The organism is Streptomyces sp. NPDC040622 (genome assembly GCF_055593965.1).
The window spans coordinates 244,860-264,140 of record NZ_JBVIXD010000010.1; the positions used below are offsets into that span (position 1 = coordinate 244,860).

Consider the following 19,281-nt stretch of genomic DNA (forward strand, 5'->3'; position numbering starts at 1 on the left):
CAGCAGTCTGCTGAGCGGAGCCCCCGCGCCGCAAGGGTCGTGCACGCACCTTGCGCAGGTCCGCCACGAGTTGGCCCCTTCACGCCCTTCGAGAGTCTGCGCAACGATGCCGTCAGGAGCCTTGCCTCTTGTAGAACCCGTTACTACCTTGCGACCCATCCACTGCCTCTGATGGACCGTCAGAAGCACTCTCGCCCTCAGGACTTGCCGAATTCCACGCCTGGAGTTGCCGATGCCCTGTCCAGCGCTGCCCGACGGGTTCGACTTCACCGACCCCGACCTGCTTCAAGCCCGCATACCCCTGCCGGAGTTCACCCAGCTGCGGCAGACGGAACCGGTGCGCTGGATCACCCAGCCGCCGCGGATCTCCGGCTACGACGACGCGGGCTACTGGGCCGTCACGCGGCACGAGGACGTCAAGTACGTCTCCACGCACCCGGAGCTGTTCTCCTCCAACCTCAACACCGCGATCATCCGCTTCAACGAGACGATCAGCCGTGACCAGATCGAGGTCCAGAAGCTGATCATGCTCAACATGGACCCGCCCGAACACACCCGGGTCCGCCAGATCGTGCAGCGCGGCTTCACGCCCCGCGCCATCCGCTCGCTGGAGGACGCGCTGCGCGCCCGCGCCGGGTCCATCGTCGAGACCGCGCTGGCCGGCGCCGCCCCCGACGGCTCCTTCGACTTCGTGACGAACGTGGCCGTCGAGCTGCCGCTGCAGGCCATCGCCGAGCTGATCGGCGTGCCCCAGGAGGACCGCTCCAAGATCTTCGACTGGTCCAACAAGATGGCGGCGTACGACGATCCGGAGTACGCCATCACCGAGGAGATCGGCGCCGAGGCCGCGATGGAGATCGTCGCGTACGCGATGAACCTCGCCGCGGCCCGCAAGGAGTGCCCGGCCAAGGACATCGTCAGCCAACTGGTGGCAGCCGAGGGCGACGGCAACCTCTCCTCCGACGAGTTCGGCTTCTTCGTGATCCTGCTCGCGGTGGCCGGCAACGAGACCACCCGCAACGCCATCACCCACGGCATGCACGCCTTCCTCACCCACCCCGGCCAGTGGGAGCTCTACAAGCGCGAGCGCCCCGGGACGACGGCGGAGGAGATCGTGCGCTGGGCGACCCCGGTGGTCTCCTTCCAGCGCACGGCGACCCAGGACACCGAGCTCGGCGGCGCGCGGATCAAGAAGGGCGACCGGGTCGGGATCTTCTACTCCTCGGCCAACAACGACCCCGACGTGTTCGAATCCCCGGAGAAGTTCGACATCACCCGCGACCCGAATCCGCACCTCGGCTTCGGCGGCGGCGGCCCGCACTTCTGTCTCGGCAAGTCCCTCGCCGTCCTGGAGATCAACCTGATCTTCAACGCGATCGCCGACGCCATGCCCGGCCTGCACCTGACCGGCGACCCGCGCAGACTCCGCTCCGCCTGGCTCAACGGCGTCAAGGAGCTCCAGGTCAGCACCCGCTGACCCGCCTCCAGGGAGGCAGGGGCCCTTCCCTCTCACGCCCCGCCCCTGCCTCCCCCGGAGGAATCGCGAACCACTCCCCTGAGCCGATGGTGCGTCACCAAGAGGACCTATCAGGTCAATTACATTTACGGAACCAACGTTTCCGTTGCACGGAGCGTCTGGAGAAGTGAACCTTGCCTCCCCATGACTCGAACGGAAACGGTGACCGTGGTCTCTGCCGACATCTCGCTCACCCCGTCCGACAGCGAGCCCGCGTCGGCCACCCGCCGGAACCTTCCCTTCCGTCCGTTCTTCGAGCGCCACCGCGTCCCGCTCCTCGCCACCCTCCCCACCCTTCCCCTGTACGCCGTGTGGGTGGCGTTCCTCGCGACGGGCGGCGGCGACCTCGCGGCCCAGCAGGCCTGGGCGAGGTTCGCCGCCGAGCACGGCACGGCCGCGTACAACCTCTTCTGGTACGGCGGCATGCACACCGCCAACTACAGCCTGATCTCGCCCTACCTGATGGCGGCGCTCGGCGTGCGGACCGTGACGGTGCTGTCCGGTGTCGCGGGGGCCTGGCTGGTCGCGGCGCTGATCGCGCGCAGCGGCGTCCGCAAGCCCCTGTGGCCCGCGGTGCTCGCCTCGCTCGCCGTGTGGTGCAACGTCGCCTCGGGGCGCACCACGTTCGCGCTCGGCCTCGCCTTCGCCCTCGCGGCCTGTCTGGCCCTGGTGGGCCGGCGGCGCCTGACCGTCGCGGTGCTGTGCGCGGCGCTCGCCACCATGGGTTCCCCGGTCGCGGGGCTCTTCCTCGTCGTGGCGGGCGCGGGCTACTTCTTCGTGCGCGACTGGGCGCGCTCGGCGGCGCTGATCGTGCCGCCTGCCCTGGTCGTGCTGGCGACCACCGTGCTCTTCCCCTTCACCGGCGAGCACCTGATGCCCTTCGACCGGATCTTCCCGCCCGTGCTGTTCAGCCTGGCCCTCATCCTGGCGGGGCCGCGCGAGTGGCGGGTGGTGCGGTGGGGTGCCGGCGTCTACGCGGTCGGGACCGTCCTGACGTATCTCATCCCCTCCCCCATCGGCACCAACGTCGAACGGCTCGCGGAGCTGATCGGCCCCGCCGTGCTGCTCGCCGCCCTGCTCGTCCCCGGCCTCGCCAAGGCGCGCAGGATCACCCTGATCGTGGCGCTCGTGCTCTCCTCGGCCTGGGTGACGCAGAAGACCGTCGACGACCTGCGGATCTCCACGAAGGTCCCGAAGTGGGCGGTCGACACCCACGGCGTGGTGCGTGAGCTGGAGCGCCTGGAGGCCAACCGCACCCGCGTGGAGGTCGTCCCGACCCGCAACCACCGCGAGGCCACCGCGCTCGCCCCGTACGTGAACATGGCGCGCGGCTGGAACCGCCAGCTCGACATCGAACGCGGCCGGCTCTTCTACGACGGGTCGTTCTCCGCGGCCACCTACCGCGCCTGGCTCGACCGGTGGGCCGTCGGCTACGTCGTGCTGCCCTCGGGGAAGCCGGACGGCTTCGCCGAGGACGAGGCCGCGCTGGTGGCGAGCGGCGAGAAGTGGCTGAAGCCGGTGTGGAAGGACGCGCACTGGCAGATTTTCCGGGTCAAGAACCCGGTGCCGCTGGTCTCCGAACCCGCCGCCGTCGTGCGCTCCGACGGGTCGAACATGGTGGTGCGCGTGCCCAAGCGGGGCTCGGTCACCCTGCGGCTGGTGTACTCGCCGTGGCTGCGCGCCGAGGGGGCGTGCCTGAAGCCGCACGGCGAGTTCACGCGCCTGTCGGTGCCCGCGCCGGGCACCTACGAGATCAGCTCGGGCTACGGTCCTTCACGAGGTCGGTCCTCGACGTGCCGCTGACCGGCGCCGCACCCGTGCCCACCGCCGGCGCCCGGCGCGCCCGCGGCCCGGACAGCAGGTAGGTGAGGCCGAAGCCCGCACCCACGACGGCCGCGCCGCCCACCGCGTCGAGCACCCAGTGGTTGCCGGTGCCCACGATCGCGCAGACCGTGAAGAAGGGGTGCAGCAGGCCGAACGCCTTCATCCACCACCGGGGGGCGACGATCGCGATGACCAGACCGCACCAGAGCGACCAGCCGAAGTGCAGCGAGGGCATCGCCGCGTACTGGTTGGTGAGCTGGGTCAGTGTGCCGTAGTCGGGCTGGGTGAAGTCCTGCGTGCCGTGCACGGTGTCGATGAAGCCGAGGTCCGGCATCAGGCGCGGCGGGGCGAGCGGGTAGGCCCAGAAGCCGATGAGCGCGAGGACCGTCGCGATGCCGAGTGCGGAGCGCGCCCAGCGGTAGTCGGCGGGCCTGCGGACGTAGAGGACGCCGAGGACGGTCAGCGGCACCACGAAGTGGAACGACGTGTAGTAGAAGTTGAAGAAGTCCTGGAGCCAGCCGGTGCGCGCCGTCAGGTGGTTGAACCAGTGCTCGATGTCGAGCCGCAGGAACCGCTCGATGGCGTGGACCTGCTCGCCGTGCTGCTCGGCGGTGGCCCGGCCCCCCGAGATCGTGCCGCCCGTCGCCGCGAGCCTGACCTGCTGGTACGCGGAGTAGCCGACGCGGATCAGGAGCAGTTCGAGCAGGAGGTTGGGGCGGGTCAGGACCCGCCGCCAGAACGGGAGCAGCGGCACCCGGCTCCAGCGGGCCGGGACGGGCGCGGCATAGTCCGTGGGGATCGGCTTCTGGTACTGCGGGTGCGTGCGGGACAGGAACGGCACCAGGACGGCCGCGGCGAGCGCCGCGATGAGCACGACGTTGTCCCGGATCGGCTCGGTGACCGGCATGTTCGGCAGCATCATCTTGGCGGGCAGCGTCGACACCAGGACGACGGCCACCGGCCACATGAAGCGGTCCGACTGGCGCTTGCCGACCCGGCCGACCACCGCGAAGAGCACCCACAGGAGCTGGTGCTGCCAGGTCGTCGGGGAGACCGCGACCGCGACGCAGCCGGTGATCGCGACGGCCAGGAGCAGCTGCCCGTCCTGCGCGTAGCGCACGGCGCGGCGCAGGCCGAGGACGACGACGGCCACGCCGAGGGCCAGGAAGAGCCCGGTCTCCAGCGGCCCCTCCAGGCCGAAGCGGAGCAGCATGCCGTGCAGCGACTGGTTGGCGTTGGCGTCCGGGTTCGCGCCGAGCCCCGCGCCCGCGAGGTGGTGGATCCAGTACGTCCACGAGTCGTGCGGCATCGCGGCCCAGGTGAGCGCGGTGCAGGCGGCGAAGGCGCCGCCGGTGGACGCGGCGGCCCTCTTGCGTCCGGTGAACCAGAGCAGCCCGGCGAAGAGCAGCATCGTCGGCTGCAGGGCGGCGCCGATACCGATCAGGACGCCGCCGGCCCGCTCGCCGCGCACGACGAAGAGGCCGAGCAGGACGAGGAGGACCGGCAGGATGCTGGTCTGGCCGAGGTAGAGGGTGTTGCGGACCGGCAGCGACAGGATGAGCAGGCTGATCGCGACGGGGGCGGCGAGCAGCGAGGTGCGGCGGGCGACCGGCTGCGGCAGGGCGCGGGCGGCCACCAGGCCGAGCACCACGACGAGGCCGAGCGTGCCGAACGTCCAGCCCCAGCCGAGCGCCTGCTCGCCCGCGCGCGCCAGCGGTTTGAGGACGAGCCCCGCGAACGGTGTGCCGGTGAACTTGTCCGCGTCGTAGAAGGAACCGTTGACGTGCAGGACGCCCTCGGGGCCGATCCAGGTCTCCAGATCGGTCAGGCGGTCGCCCTCGGGGGTGCGCAGGACGACGGCCACCTGGCGGATCGCGAGGACGGCGGCGAGCAGCCAGAGGAGGACGCGGGCCGCTCCCATCCGTGCGTCGGGCCCGCCGGCCCGTCCGGCTCCCAGAGCGTTTCCCGGTCCCCTGTGCTCAACGTTCGCCACGCCTCGTCGGCCCTCCCGCCCCGTTCGTCATGTCTGCGGCCCCGTCCGTGAAGGGCCGCGTGGGGGCACCCGAGAGCGGGCGCCCCTCAGGAGAGACGCACGCAACCACCATTTCACCTGGCAGCCACATCGTTTTCTATCGGCTTTTCGGGCGCCTTGCCCGAAACCGTGTACGCACGGGGGACAAATGGAGGAAGACGCTCCGGGCCCCGGGGCGCGGTTCCGGGTCGCGACATAGATCACATGACCGCCATGTCCCCGCTGTCGGCAGAAATGCCGTTTGACCTGGACAAGTGCTGTTTTCGCGCACTGCGCGGCCACCCGGACACCGACCGTAATGATGCCCCTTGCACCTATGGTCGCATTCGGGCCGCCCCGGTGACCGGGCGGCCCCGCCCTTGTCGTCGACCGAAAGCAGGCGAGCGAACCCTTGGCGAGCGCCACATCCGTCGCCCCACGGAAGCCCGAGTCCTCGGACGCACACCTGCCCGGGCCCCGCGGCGGCCAGGCCCAGGACGTCACCGTCACCGACCCCGCGATGGTCAAGCGCGCGGTGAAGGCGGCCGCACTCGGCAACGCGATGGAGTGGTTCGACTTCGGCGTCTACAGCTACATCGCCGTCACGCTGGGCAAGGTCTTCTTCCCCTCGGGCAACCCGACGGCCCAGCTGCTCTCCACGTTCGGCGCCTTCGCCGCGGCCTTCCTGATCCGGCCGCTCGGCGGCATGGTCTTCGGCCCGCTCGGCGACCGCGTCGGCCGCCAGAAGGTCCTCGCGCTGACCATGGTCATGATGGCGGCGGGCACCTTCGCGATCGGCCTCATCCCCTCCTACGCGACCATCGGCGTCTGGGCGCCGGTCCTGCTCCTCGCGGCCCGCCTCGTGCAGGGCTTCTCGACGGGCGGCGAGTACGCGGGGGCCTCGACCTTCATCGCCGAGTACGCCCCCGACAAGAAGCGGGGCTTCCTCGGCAGCTGGCTGGAATTCGGCACACTGGCGGGGTACATCGGCGGCGCCGGCCTGGTCACCCTGATGACCGCGCTGCTCTCCACCGACGACCTGCTCTCCTGGGGCTGGCGCATCCCGTTCCTCATCGCGGGCCCGATGGGCCTGATCGGCCTCTACCTGCGGATGCGCCTGGAGGAGACCCCGGCGTTCGCCGCCCAGCTGGAGCAGGCCCACAAGGACGAGAAGTCCCGCCCGAAGGTACGGCTGCGCGACATGGTCACGGGCCAGTGGAAGGCCCTTGTGCTGTGCATGGGCCTGGTCCTGGTCTTCAACGTCACGGACTACATGCTGCTGTCGTACATGCCGAGCTATCTGACCAGCGAGCTCAAGTACGACGAGACGCACGGGCTCCTCGTCATCCTCGCCGTCATGGCGCTGATGATGTGCGTCCAGCCGTTCATGGGCGCGCTCACCGACCGCGTGGGCCGCCGCCCGGTGATCGCCGCGGGCTGCGCGGGCTTCCTCCTGCTCTCCGTGCCCGCCCTCCTCCTGATCCGCGAGGGCTCGCTGTGGGCCATCGCCCTGGGCCTCGGCGCGCTCGGTCTGCTCCTGGTCTGCTTCACGGCCTCGATGCCGTCGACCCTGCCCGCCCTCTTCCCGACGAAGGTCCGCTACGGCTCCCTCTCCATCGGCTTCAACATCTCCGTCTCCGTCTTCGGCGGCACGACACCGCTGATCGTGACGGCACTGATCGGCGCGACGGGCGACAAGATGATGCCCGCGTACTACATGATGGCGGCGGCCGTGGTGGGCGGCATCGCCGTCTGGTACATGACGGAATCGGCCCGCAGGCCCCTGCCCGGCTCACCCCCGGCGGTGGAGACCGAGGCGGAGGCGCGGGTGCTGCGGGGCGCGTAGCGGAGGCGCGGGTGCTGCGGGGCGCGTAGCGGGGGCCCGGCGGTTGCGCCCGGCCACCTCGTGAGGCTCTGTGGCGCCCCCCCTACCCCCTGCCCCTCCCTACCTACCCCTCCCTCGGCACCCCCGCCTGCCAGGCCGTGAACAGCGGGACCTCTCCCGTGGCGTCGAGGACGGCCACCCCGAAGGGGCGGTCGAACGCGATGCGCTCCACGCGCTGCGGGCGGTACGCGCCGCCCGGCCGCATCGGCACCGCCGTCACCGCCGCCGCCTCGACCCCCTCCTCCGCGATCTTCACGACCGCCTCCTGCACGACCTGCGAGATCGCGAGCGGGTGCGGTGACATCCCGGAGAAGTCGGCCGCGTCACTCATGGCCCGGCGCACGCCGAGCGCCGCCGGCTGATCGGTCGCGTCCGTCCGCGTCCGCAGGGTGAGGCGGGGCAGGGCCATGGATATCCGCTCGGCGTCGAGTGCCGACCGGCGCTCGCGCGGCGCCCAGGCGAGCGGCAGCACCGCGGCCGGTCCCGCGCCCGGTTCCCCCAGGACGCAGCGGACCCGCACCGGCGGCACCCCGCCGCGCGTGGCACACCGCATCTCGACGACGCGCGCTCCCGCACCCGCCGTGCCGGCGTCCACCGCCCACGCGTCCCCCGACACGGCCGGCACCCGTCACCTGGTTACCGTCAGCCGGACCCAAGGATCCGCCGTCCGCCACCAACATCCATTACCGGCCCAGTATGCGAGCCGCCACTGACAATTCCGCCGCCCCACCGTAAGCTCCTTAGCGAAACTAACTAGGCAGTCGAAGGGAACGTGGCAGCCATATGGACCAGCAGCAGTGGGACTCCGTCGACGACTACTTCACCGGCCTCCTCGCCCCCGCCGACGAGGACCTGACCGCCGCCCTGCGCGACAGCGACGCGGCCGGCCTGCCCCAGATCGGCGTCGCCCCGAACCAGGGCAAGCTCCTTCATCTCCTCGCCCAGACCCTGGGGGCACGCCGCATCCTGGAGATCGGCACCCTGGGCGGCTACAGCACCATCTGGCTGGCCCGCGCCCTGCCCGCGGACGGCCGTCTCATCTCCCTGGAGTACAGCCCCGAGCACGCCGCCGTGGCCCGCGGCAACCTCGCCCGCGCCGGACTCGACAAGATCGCCGAGGTCCGGGTCGGCCCGGCCCTCGACTCGCTCACCGCGCTCGGCGCCGAGTACGCGGCGCACCCCGAGCCCTTCGACCTCGTCTTCATCGACGCGGACAAGGCCAACAACGCGCACTACCTGGAGTGGTCGCTCAAGCTCACCCGCCCGGGCAGCCTCATCGTCCTCGACAACGTCGTGCGCGGCGGCGCCGTCGCCGACCCCACCAGCACCGACCCGGACGTCCTCGGCACCCGGGCCGCGCTCGACCTCATGGCGGAGCACCCCAGGCTGAGCGCCACGGCCGTGCAGACGGTGGGCACCAAGGGGTACGACGGCTTCGCGCTGGCCCGCGTACTCGCCTGACGGTTCCCACCGCACCCCGCGCACCGCGGGGCCGCGCGGCTCACACCTCGTGGTAGTAGCCGACGTTCACGCTCCGCGGGCCCGACCTGTCCTGGATGACGACCTCTCCGGAGCCGCCCCTGGCGAGCGGCGCGACCCCTCCGTAGGCGAGGGGCCGCGTCGCGCCGTCGGACACCACGCGCACCTCGGAGGCCGGATCGGGGTTCGAGCCGCGCAGCCAGCCGACGGACCAGGAACCGTCGGGTCCGCAGCGGAACTCCAGATGCGTACGGGACACGAACAGCCAGTCGTCGGGCGTCACCAGACGGCACACGCTCCGGTCGCGCCCCACCCGCAGCACGGTGCCCGGCTCGCTCGGCGCCTCGGCCATGAGCAGGCCTGCGGTCGCACCCGCGTCCGCCCCGGAATCCGAGGCCATGGTCAGCTCAAGCACGTAGGTACGCTCCTTCAACTCGCGACGGCGCGAGCGTGGTTGGTGTGTCGCGCGCTGCCGCATCCTAAGTGCCTCCCGCGCAGGCCGCACGGCCTCCTGGGACAATGCCCCCATGACTGAGCGCAAGCCACCTGGAGTCAACTTCGAGTCCTGGATCGACAAGCAGATCCGCGAGGCGGAGGAGCGCGGAGACTTCGCCTCCCTGCCGGGCAAGGGCAAGCCGCTGCCCGAGGGCCCCGATCCGACGTACGACGAGATGTGGTGGATCAAGGGGAAGATGGCCCACGAGGGCCTCTCCTACCTGTCCCCGACGCTCGCCCTGCGCAAGGAGGCCGAGGACACGCTCGCCGCGGCGGCCGACGCCCCTTCCGAACGCGTGGCCCGCAAGCTCGTCACCGAGCTGAACGAGAAGATCCGCGCGGCGCTGCGCACCCCGCCGACCGGGCCTCCGCTCGGTCTCGTCCCCTACGACGTCGACGAAGTGGCCCACGACTGGCGGGAGCGCCACCCGTCCTGAGGCCGGCGGGCTCCCCCACGCCTCCTCTCCCGGACGGCCCGCTCCGCGCGCGAGCCGTCCGGCGGGCCGTTTGACGGGCCGTTTGACGGGCCATTTGACGGGCCGTTTGGCGGACCGATTCCGGGCAACTCGTTCTGGGGAACGGGTGCCGAGGCCTTCCGGGTCTCGCGCCCCCAGGCCGATCCCCAAGCCGAGAGGGCACCCGCCCATGTCCACAGTCATGATCATCGTTCTGATCGTGGTCGTCGTCGTCCTGGCCGTCGCCGCCGTCGCCGTACTGAACAACAGGCGGCAGGGTACGGGCGGCAAGCACGGCCTCAGGCGCCGCTTCGGGCCCGAGTACGACCGTGCGGTCGCCCGGCACGACGGCGACACCAAGGCCGCCGAGCGCGACCTCGGCGAGCGAGTGAAGCGGCACGGTTCCCTGCGGACACGGCCGTTGGACCCCGCCGCGCGCGAGCAGTACACGGCCCGCTGGACCGTCGCCCAGGAGCGCTTCGTCGACTCCCCGCGCGATGCGGTGGCCGAGGCTGACCGGCTCATCGCCGAACTGGCCGGCGCCCGCGGCTTCCCGGACGCGGGCCACTACGAGGACCAGGTCGAGGCGCTCTCCGTGCACCACGCCCACCACGTCCACGGCTACCGCAAGGTGCACCGCGCGGCGCTCGGCGCGACGGGCACCGTGGCTGGCACCGAGGCGGGCAGGGCCGGCGAAGTCGCCCCCGCAGGTGCCGAAACCGAGGATCTGCGTGCTGCCCTGATAGAGGCGCGGGCGCTCTTCGAGGCGTTGGTGGCCGAGCAGCAGGCCGACGCCGGCGCCACCCGCACCGGCGACCACAGCACCCACAAGCGCTCGACCGGCATCACCCCCAAGGGAGTCCAGCATGGCTGAGCCGTCCGCACTCTTCCCGCCCGACGCCCGCGACAAGCTGACGTCACGCCTCCAGAACGCCGTCAACGGCTTCGTCGACAGCCCGCGTGCCGCCGTCGAGAGCGCGGACCGCATCCTGGAGGAGACGATCACCGACCTGACCCACACGCTGGCCGAGCGCCGCCGCACCCTGCGCACGACCTGGCAGTCCCCGGCGGCCACCGGAGCCGTCCCCGGCGAGAGCGCCGCCCGCGGAGAGAGCGCCGCCCACGGAGAGAGCCTGGCCCCCGGTGCCGTCCCGCCCGGCGCCCCGGGCGAGTTCCCCGCCACCCAGGCACCACCGGCCGCCGGGACACCCGCTCCCACGGGAACACCACCGGCCACCGGCATCGTCCGGCCCTCCGAAGCCGTCCCGCCCGCCGGGCCCTCCGCCGCCGAAGCCTCCGCCGCCGACACGGAACAACTCCGCCTGGCCCTGCGCGACTACCGCGAGACGGCCGAGCGCCTGCTGCGCCTGTGAGCCCGCCCTCCTCCGCCCGGGGTGCCGGGGCTCACGCGGCCCCGACACCCCGGTACGGCAGGATGGCGGCATGAGCATCGTGAAGATCAACGCCCTCACCGTCCCCGACGAACAGCGCGAGATCCTGGAGAAGCGCTTCGCGTCCCGCGCGGGCTCCGTCGAGAACTCGGACGGCTTCGAATGGTTCGAGCTGCTCCGCCCGGTCGAAGGCACCGACCAGTACCTCGTCTACACCCGCTGGCGCGACGAGGAGTCGTTCCAGGCGTGGATGGAAGGCCCGATGAAGTCGGCCCACCAGGGCGGCGGCGACCGCCCGAAGCCGGCCGCGAGCGGCTCCTCGGTCTGGTCCTTCGAGGTCGTCCAGCAGGCAGCGCCCAAGAGCGAATAGTTCCGCTGGCGAGCGTGCCCCGCACCCAACTTCGTTCCGGATGCGGGGCGTTGCTGTCGCTGTGCCAGGACGTAGCGCTCACGAGAGCGAAGGATGGACCACAGCGCCTCTCGCCGAGTGCTTGGTCGGCATAGCCACAGCAAGGGGAATTGCAAGAACGACAACATCTGCCTGGGCCTGGGGTGTAATGATCGTTCAGTGATGGGATGGATGGGGGCTCGCCTGGCCGCACGACATCGGCGGCAGGCGGATGAGGCGATACAAAAGCTGCGCAAAGATGCCGAATTCCTTGACATTGGCCCGGTCCCTGGGCCCGTGCGGGTGGCGTTGCGCCGGTATCATCAGCGTCAAGTACGAGCGTGGGCACTATGGACCGCGTTCACCCTCCTCTGCTTTCGAGTTGTCGGGGCTGGGCTCTCGGGTTACGTGAAGAGAGCCGACGAGCTCGCCGCGCAGGTTCCGTACTACAACGATTCGAAGGACCTGACAGAGTCGGTCTTGGGTGATGTAGGTACCGCCGGGGTCGCATTACTTCTACTGGCGCACCCTCTTCGGTTTCTATTTGCATCCACCGCAAGGGCTTTTGGCGCGGGTGGTTTTACCTTCGAGCGCGTAAACGTCTGGGCTGACCTGATCAACCAGTGTGCGAATGTCGCACGTTCCTCTGACAGCCGAGATCGACACCTGAGTTCCGTATCGCTGAGACTGCCCGTGGCGCGAGTGCGAGGGGCGCGGATCGCACGGGGGACTGTGCCTATGTTCTCGCGACGCCAGGGTCCAGCCAAGACCCATGCGGCTCAGGTAGTGGCGGCACTGCGCGCTGCCGAAGCCCAATTGGACAGAGACCCGAGGGAGGCAGCACGGGACCTAGGGCGCCTGGCGCTGACGATTAGCGAACGGTACGCCTCAGGGGCGGTTGGCGCGCTTCTGGATGACAGCGACCTCAAGAAGCCGCACCGGATGGGTGAGGCGCTTCGCCTATCAGTCACGGCTGTTATCGTCGCGGCGATTGCGATTGCTGCAACAAGACAAGATGTACCCGAACCGGCTGCTATTGCTGCCGTCGTGGTCGTGGTGGCGTTCCTCTATCAAAGTGCGGCCGCAGGAGGAATCGCCGGTATGGGTCTAGTTGTCGCCGAACTCCTACTCAACGCCTTCTTTTCGGAGAAGTAAGCCATCCAGCGATGTGACGTGATTCGATACCCGGTGGCAGTGGCGCCCCACCCGCTGCCGCACAGGGGGCATAGATACAGGCAGAGGCCAGGGGATTCAGAACGGTAGTTCTGCTGATGCTCGGCCTCGCGTGATGGTCAAGATTTGCTCGTGGAAGTCGCGGGAGGCGGCCTCCCGTGGGTACCGTGACCGGAGTTCCCTGTCCAGCTCGTTGGCGACCAGGAGCAAAGAGGGCAGCGACTTGCGGTCGGCCCCCAGCGCCGCAGTGCCCATACCCACTGCTTGCTCCATGTCCCCGGTCCGGGCGGCGGAGACTGCGAGCGTGAGGCGGGCCTCAGCTGCTCGCATGGGTGAGATCTCGGTCCCGTCGGGGCCTGTACTGATCTGGACCACCGACCGGGCGTGCTTGGCGGCGCGCTCGTCGTCCCCCAGCAGCCGATAGGCGTCCATCTCGTAGAAGTCCCACTTGTCGGGGTCGATGATGAAGTGATGCTCCGGGTGGTCCGGGCGAGGCAGCCGGTCCAACCTCGCGCGTCCGGCGTCCAAGGAATCGCGGACCAGGCGAGCGTCGCCCATGCGTGCGGCGGCGCGTGCCTTGTGGGCGTACAACTGCACGCCCACTGAGTGCGTTTGGTCGGCAGCATGCCCTGCTTCGACGGCATCGATCATGTCCTGCCAGCGGCTCTGCGTAAGGGCGAACCAGGCCTCGATCTCCCACGCCCATGCCTTGATCTCACCGTGGCCGGCCTCATCGCCGATCCTGAGTGCGGCTGCCTTGCTGAGGTTCGCTGCCTCCCGCTGGCCTCGGTCGTACTGGACGCACGCGTTCAGCAGGAACAGCCATCCCGCATCGACGAGGAGTTCCCTGTGTTGGCGCAGGGTCATCCGCCCTTCGAGCTGCTTGGTGATGTACTGAAGGCCGTTGCGGGTGCGCTCGTGGAGATGATCGGCGTCGGCGTAGGGGTACGCGCGCGCCAGTTGGTCGATGCCCTGCTCGATCGACTCCAGGGCCGCGCTGTTGATGTCGGACATCTCAGTCCGGCGGAGCAGCTCCGCGACGTCCCACAGCCCGGCGCCACCTCGCGCGAGCAGGGTGCTTGGGTCTACCGACGGAGAGTTGTTCGTGCCGCGTTCACGTTCCCACGGTCGCGGAGTGAGCCCGGCGAGATGGCCAGGGATACGCAGAGCGTCCACTACTTCGAGGATCTTGCGGTGCTGCGTGATCCGCGGGCGCACGCCCTTGCCGTCGGTCTCGGGCCGGGCCATCTTGCCGATGTGCTCGCGTTTGCAGCCAACGGCTTCGGCGATCTTGGCGTAGCTGATCTTTCCGTGCAGCCGGGCGAGCCTGAAGACCTCGCCGAAATCGTGGTTGGCGACAGCCGCACGTACGTCGGCACGTTCCACCACATGCGGCGGCAGTGCCGCCGGAGTGGGAGCAACTTCGGCCATCTCACTTCCCCATCGTGGCTGACCTTCCGTCTCCGTCCGGCGAGTGTACCCACGACGGGGGTCCCCGAGAGGGGGGAGCGGCAAGCGGCGAAGAAGGTGCACCCTCTGTCCACCCTGCCGGAACACCTCGGCAGACACGAGCCAAGGATGGTGGATCGTGCCATGAACGCGCCGCACAGCAGAGGCCTGGCGAGACTTTCCCCAGCCCCCACACTTCATGATCAGAAGCCGATACCGGTTGGCGGGCGCTTCCGCGCGCTGACGCTCTTCGCTGAGTCTCCGGACTGTGTGCGCGGCTCGCGCGCCATGGTGAGCACATGCCTCCGGGACTGGGGGCTCACTCCACTCCTGGATGACGCGCGCGTTGTCGTGTCGGAGCTGGTCGGCAATGTCATCCACCACGTAGTGCCGGACCGATGCCTGGCGCGGCCCGGCGCCGCGCGGCGTATCGACGTCGTCGTCAAGATGTGGCCGAAGTGGCTCTTCATCGGGGTGGCCGACGAGGACTCGACGCCACCTGACCTGCCGGTGGGTGAGTTCGTCTCCCCGGAACTGGCCGGCGAGTTATCCGCAGCGGTGTTGCCGGACAACGGGCGGGGCCTGTTCATCGTGCATCGTCTCGTCGACTTCGTCTGGTACGAGCCGGGCGAGGTGGGCGGCAAGACCGTGTGGTGCCGCTTCGACCTCGACGGCGGGAACCCCGACAGCGTGACGTAGAGCTTGCCGCACCATCCGCCCAACCACATACCGAGCCCGCACCACCCCCCGCGCCTGGCAGCAACCGGGATGGTCCGGCAAGGGCACACTGCGGTCCCCGGTACCTGGTGGTACCGGGGACCGCAGTGCCGCATCTCTGCCCCGGCGCAAGGAAGTTGATGATCCGTGAGACAGAAGCGGCAGAGGTGGGAAAGGTGGCCGGCACGGGTGAAGACGGGCTGCGCGATGGTCTCGACGCAGCAGGCAGGTACTGGACCTGCCCGCCGGTGTGCCCGATGGGCCCCCTGTTCTTCGAGGCTCGCCCCATGGGAGCGAGGCTCGCCCCATGGGAGCTGCCTAAAGCCTCGGAGGCCGTCGCCCCCCAGCCCCTGTGAGCGGCCCCGGGGAGGGACGGCCAGGCAACGTCTCGCCCCCTCTGGTGCGCTGCGGTTCGGACCGCGGGGAGACCGGCCGGGAACCACGGCCACGCCGCACGCCCGACCGAGGCGCCATGGCGGCCCGGCGCACCGCAGGCGCGCCCTCGATGTCGCGGCCCGCCATCGGGCCTCGGCGTCGAGCCTTCTCCCCGGCGCCCCCGGCTCCGCGACCGGCTCCTCGTCGTCCTCGCCCTCGTCCGTGGACAAGCGCACGAGAACAGCCCAGCTCTGCCCCTGTAGGTCTCCCCACTGTGCGCGAGGGACTGATGCGTCATTTCAGTTGGTGAGCCGGCGGTGGCATATGAGGGTCGCGGCGATGGCAGTGAAGGCGAGGAAGCGTTCCGGCTTGCGTTCGTAACGGCGGTGGAGGCGGCGGCAGCCGGACAGCCAGGACATCGTGCGTTCGACTACCCGGCGATGGTGGCCGAGCCGGTCGGATGCCTCCCCCTCAGCGTGCGATACGCGACACCATCTGTCGAGTTACCTCAACTTCGACTGACCACAGAAAAGTTGGACGTAACGTAGCCGCGAAGATCTACTGGACGGAGAGATCATGAAGAAGTTGCGCGTTTTCGGCATCGCAACCTGCTCGGTGGCTGCTGCGGCGGTCCTTGCGCTGGGGGGTGCCTCGGCAGCGCACGCTGACCCCAACCGGGGTACGCCGCCTGCGTCTGAGACGCCTGCGACCGACTATCCCGGCGGCGAGGCGATGGTCGAGGGGCCGCAGGAGATCGCTTCGACGTCAATGGACAGCAACTGGGGCTGATCGAGACGTCCTTGCTGGCGTGGTTGCGTGAGGTGATCAGGGCTCCCTCGGTGCTGAGACGTCATCGCTCAGGCTGCGAATGGTCATCCGCGCACCCTGTGCCCGGTCGAAGGCGCCGACCAGTACCTCATCCACACCCGCCGGCGCGACGAGGCCTCCTTCCAGGCGTGGGTGGAGGGGCCCATGAAGGCCGCTCACCAGGGTGGCGGCGAGGGCGGCGGCGAGCGGCCCAAGCCCGCTGTCGGCAGGTCCTCGCTGTGGTCCTTCGAGGTCGTCCAGCAGGCCGCCCCCAAGGGGTAGTTGCGGACAGTCGCCCGGGTCCGGACGAGGGGCGGCATGAGAGTGGCCGCCCGGGGCCGTTCTGAGCTGTCCCGGGCGCAATTCACTTGCGGGGCGGTGTCCGCACCGGCTCAGAATGACGTCATGAACGACACCGCCACCACCGCTCGCACCTCGTCCTGGACCGTCGCCCCGGAGGCGTACGACTCCCCCGTCGCCGCCGCGCTCTGGCGTGCGTACTACACGGAGGTCAGCGACCGCTGGTACCTGCTCCACGAAGGCCGTACCACCGACCCCGAGGAGTTGGAGCGGGAGGTCGCGGCGGAGACGGGCGCCGATCTCGCCGCGCCCGACGGCGTGCTGCTCGTCGCGCGGTACGGGGGCGAGCCCGCCGGGACGGCGGGTGTGCGGCTCCTGGACGCGGCGACCGCCGAACTCAAGCGCGTCTTCCTGCGCGAGGACATGCGCGGCAGGGGCGGCGCGTCCGTACTGCTCGCCGCCGCCGAGGACGCGGCCCGCGCGCTCGGGGCCGGGCGCGTCATCCTCGACACGCGCACCGACCTGGTGGAGGCCCGCGCGCTGTACACGCGCCACGGGTACGAGGAGACCGAGCCGCTCACCGTACGGCCCTACGCCGAGCGCTGGTACGCCAAGGAGCTCGCCGGAGGTCCCGCCGCGAGGTGAGCCCCGGCGGGCCGGCGCAGGCCGGGACGGCCGAGGCGGGACCAGGTCAGGTGGAACCGGCTCAGGCGGGACCGGGTCAGGCGGGACCGGGTCAGGCGGGACCGGCTCAGGCCGCGCGGACCACCGACGAACCGTTGTGCGGCCGCTCCGACTCCGAGCCGCACAGCTCGGCGCTGAGCTCCTCGACCAGCTGGACCAGGTCGGTGGGCCTGTCCGGGCCCCACCAGTCGCCGAGCAGCTCCGCCAGGGACTCCTCGCGGGCCTTGGCGAGACCGCCGGCGACCTCGCGGCCCCGTGCGGTGAGGGTCATCTCCAGGCCCTGCCGTTCGGCGAGGTGCCGTTCCTCGACCTGGCGGGCGGCCGCCGTGACGACCGTCAGCGGCACCGTGGTGCGCTCGGCGAGCACGCCGGGTTCGACGGAGCCGTGCCGGGCGATGCGCAGGAGCAGCCAGCTCGACGCGGGCAGCAGGTCGTACCCCGCCCGCTCGGTGATCTTCTCGTAGACCGCGCGCCGGCCCTCGCGCGTGCCCAGCACGGAGAGCGCCCGCGCGCACTCGTCGTACGACGAGCGTTCCACGGGGTTGCTGGCCAGCGTCTGGGTCGGGTCGGGCGCGGTGACCGAGGCGCGCAGCTTGTCCTCGCGCAGGAACCAGGCGAGGACGAAGGCGAGCAGGGCGACCGGCGCCGCGTACAGGAAGACGTCCGTGATCGACGAGGCGTAGGCGTGCAGGGCGCTGGGGCGCAGGTCGGCGGGGAGGCGGGAGATGCCGCGCGGGTCGGCCTCCAGGGCGTTCACGCTCAGGCCGGGCGGCAGCTGCCGCCCCGCGAGGGCGTCGGTGAGTTTGTCGCCGAGCCGGTTGGTGAAGACCGTGCCGAAGATCGCGACGCCGAAGGAGGCGCCGATGGAGCGGAAGAACGTCGCGCCGGACGTGGCCACGCCCAGGTCCTCGTAGCTGACGGCGTTCTGCACGATGAGGACGAGCACCTGCATGACCAGGCCGAGACCCAGACCGAAGACGAAGAAGTACGCGCTCATCTCGGCGGTGCCGCTGTTCTCGTTCAGCTGGTGGAGCAGGAGCAGGCCCAGCGTGGTGACGGCCGTGCCCGCGACGGGGAAGACCTTCCAGCGTCCGGTACGGCTGACGATCTGGCCGGACGCCGTGGTGGACAGGAGCATGCCGACCACCATCGGCAGCATGTGCACGCCCGACATGGTCGGGCTGACACCCTGCACGACCTGCAGGAACGTCGGCAGGTAGGTCATCGCCCCGAACATCGCGAAGCCCACGATGAAGCTGATGACGGCGGAGAGCGTGAAGGTGCGGATCCGGAACAGCTTCAGCGGGATCACCGGTTCCGCCGCCCTGCGCTCCACCGCCGCGAAGGCGACGGCGAGCACCGCGCCGAGCACCGCGAGCCCGACGATCTGCGGCGAACCCCAGGCCCACGTGGTGCCGCCGAGCGAGGCCACCAGGACCAGGCAGGTGGCGACGGAGGCGATGAGGAAGGTGCCGAGGTAGTCGATGGTGTGCTTGGTGTCGCGCACCGGGATGTGCAGCGTGGTGGCGATGACGAGGAGGGCGATGACGCCGATGGGCAGGTTGACGTAGAAGACCCAGCGCCAGCTGAGGTGTTCGGTGAAGAGGCCGCCGAGCAGCGGCCCGAGCACGCTGGTCGCGCCGAAGACGGCACCGAACAGGCCCTGGTACTTGCCGCGTTCGCGCGGCGACACGAGGTCTCCGACGATCGCCATCGACAGCACCATGAGGCCGCCGCCGCCGAGTCCCTGCAGCGCGCGGAACCCGATGAGCTGCGGCATGTTCTGCGCCATGCCGCAGAGCGCGGAGCCGACGAGGAAGATCACGATCGCGGTGAGGAACAGTTTCTTGCGCCCGTACTGGTCGCCGAGCTTGCCCCACAGCGGGGTCGCGGCCGTCGCGGCCAGCATGTACGCGGTGACGACCCAGGAGAGGTGGTCCATGCCGCCGAGGTCGCTGACGATCGTCGGCAGCGCAGTGGAGACGATCGTCTGGTCGAGGGCCGCGAGCAGCATGCCGAGCAGCAGCGCACCGATGGAGACCAGCACGCCGCCGGAGGGATGTCCGTTGGCGGAGGGGTGCGTGTTGACGGAGGGGGGCGTGTTGACCAAGGGGTGCCCGTTGCCGCCCGCGCCCGGCACCGGCTCGGGCTCCGGGTCCGGCTCCGCGGGGCGGGCGCCGACGTCCTGCGTCATGGACACCTCCTGGGGGTCCTGCCGGGTCCGCTCCCGAAGGTCCGGAGGTCCGGCCTGGTCCGCCGTCTCGGGCCGTTTCACCCTGTTGTGGCGGGCCTACCCTCTCCATCCTGGTCCGTGTCTGCGGTTATGGCCTGT

17 protein-coding genes and 2 pseudogenes are annotated in these 19,281 nt (G+C 70.4%); 13 read left to right on the forward strand and 6 right to left on the reverse strand.

What is annotated here, in order from left to right; genetic code table 11:
- Window positions 1–232 precede the first annotated feature (232 nt).
- Together ACZ592_RS29010 and ACZ592_RS29015 are read left to right on the forward strand one after the other, a co-directional pair.
- Window positions 233–1,477, forward strand: a complete 1,245-nt coding sequence (locus tag ACZ592_RS29010; protein ID WP_471584603.1) for a cytochrome P450 — start codon at window positions 233–235, stop codon at window positions 1,475–1,477.
- A gap of 183 nt (window positions 1,478–1,660) precedes the next feature.
- Window positions 1,661–3,319 (forward strand): hypothetical protein, encoded by a 1,659-nt coding sequence (locus tag ACZ592_RS29015; protein ID WP_471584604.1) that lies wholly within the window; start codon window positions 1,661–1,663, stop codon window positions 3,317–3,319.
- On the opposite strand, the gene ACZ592_RS29020 is transcribed toward ACZ592_RS29015, so the two are convergent.
- Window positions 3,270–5,333 (reverse strand): bifunctional glycosyltransferase 87/phosphatase PAP2 family protein, encoded by a 2,064-nt coding sequence (locus tag ACZ592_RS29020; protein ID WP_471584605.1) that lies wholly within the window; start codon window positions 5,331–5,333, stop codon window positions 3,270–3,272. The genes ACZ592_RS29015 and ACZ592_RS29020 overlap by 50 nt on opposite strands.
- A 484-nt stretch (window positions 5,334–5,817) precedes the next feature.
- On the opposite strand from ACZ592_RS29020, the gene proP reads away from it, so the two are divergent.
- Window positions 5,818–7,197, forward strand: a complete 1,380-nt coding sequence (gene proP, locus ACZ592_RS29025; RefSeq protein ID WP_471584822.1) for a glycine betaine/L-proline transporter ProP — start codon at window positions 5,818–5,820, stop codon at window positions 7,195–7,197.
- A gap of 103 nt (window positions 7,198–7,300) precedes the next feature.
- Here the strand turns inward: proP and ACZ592_RS29030 are convergent, their stop codons facing one another.
- Window positions 7,301–7,852: a serpin family protein gene (locus tag ACZ592_RS29030; RefSeq protein WP_471584606.1), complete on the reverse strand. Its 552-nt coding sequence runs from the start codon at window positions 7,850–7,852 to the stop codon at window positions 7,301–7,303.
- A 167-nt stretch (window positions 7,853–8,019) separates the two neighbouring features.
- On the opposite strand from ACZ592_RS29030, the gene ACZ592_RS29035 reads away from it, so the two are divergent.
- Complete coding sequence (locus ACZ592_RS29035; RefSeq protein ID WP_471584607.1) at window positions 8,020–8,697, forward strand: O-methyltransferase; 678 nt, start codon at window positions 8,020–8,022, stop codon at window positions 8,695–8,697.
- Between the two features lie 40 nt (window positions 8,698–8,737).
- Here ACZ592_RS29035 and ACZ592_RS29040 read toward each other — a convergent pair whose 3' ends face one another.
- Complete coding sequence (locus ACZ592_RS29040; protein WP_471584608.1) at window positions 8,738–9,130, reverse strand: hypothetical protein; 393 nt, start codon at window positions 9,128–9,130, stop codon at window positions 8,738–8,740.
- A gap of 112 nt (window positions 9,131–9,242) precedes the next feature.
- On the opposite strand from ACZ592_RS29040, the gene ACZ592_RS29045 reads away from it, so the two are divergent.
- From ACZ592_RS29045 to ACZ592_RS29065, 5 genes are all read left to right on the forward strand, one after another.
- The gene (locus ACZ592_RS29045; protein ID WP_471584609.1) at window positions 9,243–9,647 is read left to right on the forward strand and encodes a DnaJ family domain-containing protein; all 405 of its coding nucleotides are present in this window, start codon (window positions 9,243–9,245) and stop codon (window positions 9,645–9,647) included.
- Window positions 9,648–9,855: 208 nt separating this feature from the next.
- Window positions 9,856–10,539 carry a hypothetical protein gene (locus ACZ592_RS29050; RefSeq protein WP_471584610.1) on the forward strand — a complete coding sequence of 228 codons (684 nt, stop codon included), beginning with the start codon at window positions 9,856–9,858 and terminating at the stop codon, window positions 10,537–10,539.
- The gene (locus tag ACZ592_RS29055) at window positions 10,532–11,038 is read left to right on the forward strand and encodes a hypothetical protein (RefSeq protein ID WP_471584611.1); all 507 of its coding nucleotides are present in this window, start codon (window positions 10,532–10,534) and stop codon (window positions 11,036–11,038) included. Before ACZ592_RS29050 ends, ACZ592_RS29055 begins: the two co-directional genes overlap by 8 nt.
- A 70-nt stretch (window positions 11,039–11,108) precedes the next feature.
- Complete coding sequence (locus tag ACZ592_RS29060) at window positions 11,109–11,426, forward strand: antibiotic biosynthesis monooxygenase family protein (protein WP_471584612.1); 318 nt, start codon at window positions 11,109–11,111, stop codon at window positions 11,424–11,426.
- A gap of 960 nt (window positions 11,427–12,386) precedes the next feature.
- Window positions 12,387–12,599, forward strand: a complete 213-nt coding sequence (locus ACZ592_RS29065; protein WP_471584613.1) for a hypothetical protein — start codon at window positions 12,387–12,389, stop codon at window positions 12,597–12,599.
- Window positions 12,600–12,695: 96 nt separating this feature from the next.
- Here the strand turns inward: ACZ592_RS29065 and ACZ592_RS29070 are convergent, their stop codons facing one another.
- On the reverse strand, window positions 12,696–14,048 hold the full coding sequence (locus ACZ592_RS29070) for a tetratricopeptide repeat protein (protein WP_471584614.1): 1,353 nt from the start codon (window positions 14,046–14,048) through the stop codon (window positions 12,696–12,698).
- Window positions 14,049–14,210: 162 nt separating this feature from the next.
- Between ACZ592_RS29070 and ACZ592_RS29075 the strand changes: the two genes are divergently transcribed.
- Window positions 14,211–14,765 (forward strand): ATP-binding protein, encoded by a 555-nt coding sequence (locus ACZ592_RS29075; protein ID WP_471584615.1) that lies wholly within the window; start codon window positions 14,211–14,213, stop codon window positions 14,763–14,765.
- Window positions 14,766–15,457: 692 nt separating this feature from the next.
- Here ACZ592_RS29075 and ACZ592_RS29080 read toward each other — a convergent pair.
- Window positions 15,458–15,619, reverse strand: a pseudogene (locus ACZ592_RS29080) (IS5/IS1182 family transposase); the annotation flags it as partial.
- A gap of 115 nt (window positions 15,620–15,734) precedes the next feature.
- On the opposite strand from ACZ592_RS29080, the gene ACZ592_RS29085 reads away from it, so the two are divergent.
- The 3 genes and pseudogenes from ACZ592_RS29085 to ACZ592_RS29095 all read left to right on the forward strand — a co-directional run bounded on the left by ACZ592_RS29085 (window position 15,735) and on the right by ACZ592_RS29095 (window position 16,910).
- On the forward strand, window positions 15,735–15,947 hold the full coding sequence (locus ACZ592_RS29085) for a hypothetical protein (RefSeq protein WP_471584616.1): 213 nt from the start codon (window positions 15,735–15,737) through the stop codon (window positions 15,945–15,947).
- A 96-nt stretch (window positions 15,948–16,043) separates the two neighbouring features.
- Window positions 16,044–16,247: pseudogene (locus tag ACZ592_RS29090) on the forward strand (antibiotic biosynthesis monooxygenase family protein); the annotation flags it as partial.
- A gap of 123 nt (window positions 16,248–16,370) precedes the next feature.
- Window positions 16,371–16,910, forward strand: a complete 540-nt coding sequence (locus ACZ592_RS29095; protein ID WP_471584617.1) for a GNAT family N-acetyltransferase — start codon at window positions 16,371–16,373, stop codon at window positions 16,908–16,910.
- Between the two features lie 106 nt (window positions 16,911–17,016).
- Here the strand turns inward: ACZ592_RS29095 and ACZ592_RS29100 are convergent, their stop codons facing one another.
- Window positions 17,017–19,143: an MDR family MFS transporter gene (locus ACZ592_RS29100; protein WP_471584618.1), complete on the reverse strand. Its 2,127-nt coding sequence runs from the start codon at window positions 19,141–19,143 to the stop codon at window positions 17,017–17,019.
- Window positions 19,144–19,281 lie beyond the last annotated feature (138 nt).

Coding starts and splice junctions, on each gene's coding strand:
- ACZ592_RS29010 (WP_471584603.1), top strand. CDS start 233: ATGCCCTGTCCAGCGCTGCCCGACGGGTTCGACTTCACCGACCCCGAC.
- ACZ592_RS29015 (WP_471584604.1), top strand. CDS start 1,661: ATGACTCGAACGGAAACGGTGACCGTGGTCTCTGCCGACATCTCGCTC.
- ACZ592_RS29035 (WP_471584607.1), top strand. CDS start 8,020: ATGGACCAGCAGCAGTGGGACTCCGTCGACGACTACTTCACCGGCCTC.
- ACZ592_RS29045 (WP_471584609.1), top strand. CDS start 9,243: ATGACTGAGCGCAAGCCACCTGGAGTCAACTTCGAGTCCTGGATCGAC.
- ACZ592_RS29050 (WP_471584610.1), top strand. CDS start 9,856: ATGTCCACAGTCATGATCATCGTTCTGATCGTGGTCGTCGTCGTCCTG.
- ACZ592_RS29055 (WP_471584611.1), top strand. CDS start 10,532: ATGGCTGAGCCGTCCGCACTCTTCCCGCCCGACGCCCGCGACAAGCTG.
- ACZ592_RS29060 (WP_471584612.1), top strand. CDS start 11,109: ATGAGCATCGTGAAGATCAACGCCCTCACCGTCCCCGACGAACAGCGC.
- ACZ592_RS29065 (WP_471584613.1), top strand. CDS start 12,387: ATGGGTGAGGCGCTTCGCCTATCAGTCACGGCTGTTATCGTCGCGGCG.
- ACZ592_RS29070 (WP_471584614.1), bottom strand. CDS start 14,048: ATGGCCGAAGTTGCTCCCACTCCGGCGGCACTGCCGCCGCATGTGGTG.
- ACZ592_RS29075 (WP_471584615.1), top strand. CDS start 14,211: ATGAACGCGCCGCACAGCAGAGGCCTGGCGAGACTTTCCCCAGCCCCC.
- ACZ592_RS29085 (WP_471584616.1), top strand. CDS start 15,735: ATGAAGAAGTTGCGCGTTTTCGGCATCGCAACCTGCTCGGTGGCTGCT.
- ACZ592_RS29095 (WP_471584617.1), top strand. CDS start 16,371: ATGAACGACACCGCCACCACCGCTCGCACCTCGTCCTGGACCGTCGCC.
- ACZ592_RS29100 (WP_471584618.1), bottom strand. CDS start 19,143: ATGACGCAGGACGTCGGCGCCCGCCCCGCGGAGCCGGACCCGGAGCCC.